Here is a 2,964-nt window from a genome sequence, read left to right on the forward strand (position 1 = left end):
TTCTTTATCGTTTCAAGGTAAAATGGGCTTTAAATTCTTTACGGATATCAGTACCTGGCTCGTCATACTCTACTGTGAACCAGTAGTCGCTTGTTGGCATTAAATTACCATTAAACGTGCCATCCCAACCACTTCCATCTGGACTTAATTGTTTTAACAACTTTCCGTATCTGTCAAATATATAAATTTTTGCATTACTTCCAATACCTGCGATGTTCCAAGTTTCATTAAATCCATCTCCATTGGGTGTAAAATATAACGGATAATCTACTATAAAGGTCTGTGCGGTGTCGGTTCCACAGCCAAACTTATCTCTAGCTACAATCTCATGTTCGCCCGCTGATACATTACTAAACAGTGGCTCATCTTGCCATGGTCCGCCATCTAAACTAAACTCATACTCGCCTATCTCATCTCCCAATACTGCTTGTATAACGTGGTTTTCTGAAAAAGCTTGTGTTAACTGCTCGATGGTTACACTTGGTGGCTCACTTTCTTGTACTTCTGTACTGTCTTCGTTCTCACAACCTGTTACCAAATTAACAATCCTTACACTATAATTACCGCCTGCACTTGGCATTAACGTCGCTTGTGTTTCGCCTGTTATTACAACACCTTCATAGCTCCATTCAAAACTATAGTCTGTTGTTGTTAATCCTGTATCAATCTCTAATGGTTCTAATATTTCTGTACCATTGGTGTTGATACATAAGATATAACTATCTTCTAAATCAAACTCTGGTAATGGATCGACTTGTAAGATCACTTCTGCTATGGCATAACATATTGATGTATCATTACCTGTTACACCATCTGGTGTGTCATTGTCTACACGTGCATATATCACTTGCGGATTAACCACATTTTCATACAAGGTTGGTAATGGATTTACTTTTAGGTCTGCATCGTCTTGAGTTGCATAATAGCTTACCACATAGTTGGTACTATCTTGACCGTCTAATACTAGAGTGTCTTGTGTGGTTAAATCAAACTGAACACTGTCATTTGTTGTATCGCCATCGGTTTCCATATTATCATCACAGGCTTCAAATAGAATTTGATCTTCTTCTGCTCTTGCGCCTTCTTGTACTTCGAGATTAAAACTCTGAGTACTGATAAAACAACCTGTTACATTATTTGTTATTCTTACATAGATAGGTTGTGGGTTACTTATACTGTTGATATATGGACTCACTAAACCATTAACGCCATCTTGTGCATCTACCAATGTTTCATGGTAGCTTACAATGAACTGCGTTGCATCTTGTCCGTTTAAGATCTCTGCGTCTTTTAACGTTAGGTCAAAGCTATCTTGGCCATCTGTATTTAGCTCACACTGAATATAGTCGGTTACTGCTACAACCTCTGGTAATGGATGTACTATGATACTAAAATCAACTAAGGCATAACAACCTGTAAGATCATTGGTTACTCTTACATAAATCACTTGCTCTGGTGTCTCTATGTTTTGGTAGGCTGTTGGGTCTACGATAGCATTGGTTCCTGAATCTGCATCATCTGCTGTTTCATAATAACTTGCTGATACATTGGCTTCGCCATTGAGTAATAAGACCTCATGCTCGGTTAAATCGAAAATCTCTAATCCATTACCTGCATTGTCATTATCACATAACTCGATGTCTGGGACAATAAGTGTTGGTGTTGGATTAGGTTGTACTCGTATGGTTAAGGTTACCATATCCGTACAGCCTGTGTCTGTGTCTGTTACTACTGCATATAAGGTTTGTGGGTTAGCCATGGCACCATCTATACTAGTGTTGGTATACTGAGTTGGATCTGCAATTACATTCATTTGAGATTGTGCATCTGCATTGGTCTCATAATAAGCAACACTCCAACTCGCATTTCCGCCCGTAATCTCATTATCTTTTACTGTAAGATCAAATACTGTGATCTCATCGCCTGGCACTTCGCCTAGATCATCACAAGCGTTGAGTTGTGTTGGTTGTACCGCTTCTGGTGGTAAAGCTACATTTAACTCAAAACTACCTACATCTTGACAACTCGTAACAGGATCATATAAACGCACATAGATTATTTGCGGATTACCATTATTTGTGTAACTACCTACATTGGTTATTGGATTGTCTCCTGTATCTGCATCTGCTGCACTGACATGGTAAGTCAATATAACGTCTGCTGGGTTTTGTCCATTTAAAATCTCGTCGTCTTTTGTGGTAAGATCAAATTGAGCAATACCATCATCATCTGTATCACAAATCACATAAGGCTCTATTGTTAATGGCACTTCTGGTGCAGCATGTACAATAAGTTGAAGTCTATTGCTCGTTAAACTATAACAGCCTGTGAGTGTGTTCTCTGAGCGTACATATAAAAACTGAGTGTCTGCTACAATATTAATGTATGGGCTTACAAGGGCATTGTCTCCCATCTCTGCATCAATCTGAGTTTCATGATAAGTAATCACAACATTAGGCTCACTATTAGTAATCGCTACTGTACGTTGTTCTAAATCAAATTCTGAAAATCCATCATTGTCATCATCACAAACCTCTATAGCCTCTGGACTCGGTTGTGGTGATGGTATTGGATTAACTCGTAAGGTTACTGTTACTGTATTATAACAACCTGTTATATCATTCTCTGCACGCACAAAAATAGTTTGTGGATTAGTTGTATTTAGATATGGACTTACTATTGGGTTGGTCGCATTCTCTGCATCTAATTGCGTCTCATAATGCGTTAAGCTGATTCCTGTTTGACCTGCTAAAATCTCTTCATTTGCCAATTCTAGAGTAAAGCCTTCTTGTTGGTTCCCTGGATTATTGTCATCACACAGCTCTAGTGGTGCTGGTGTAACTAATACTGGTAATGGATTAACAATTAGCTCTAAACTTGTAAGTTTATAACAGCCTTCTACGGTCATGTTATCTTCTACTCTAACCCATAATATTTGACTAAATGGATCTGTATTGGTATAGG

General features: G+C 38.4%; 1 protein-coding gene. It reads right to left on the minus strand.

The window, feature by feature from the left end:
* Window positions 1-4 precede the first annotated feature (4 nt).
* The coding region (locus ACJBCC_RS17055) for a T9SS type B sorting domain-containing protein (protein WP_407557894.1) at window positions 5-2,964 on the minus strand (2,960 nt) is incomplete at its 5' end.

The sequence above is a fragment of the Winogradskyella sp. 4-2091 genome, from assembly GCF_045765065.1.
Classification (GTDB): Bacteria; Bacteroidota; Bacteroidia; order Flavobacteriales; family Flavobacteriaceae; genus Winogradskyella.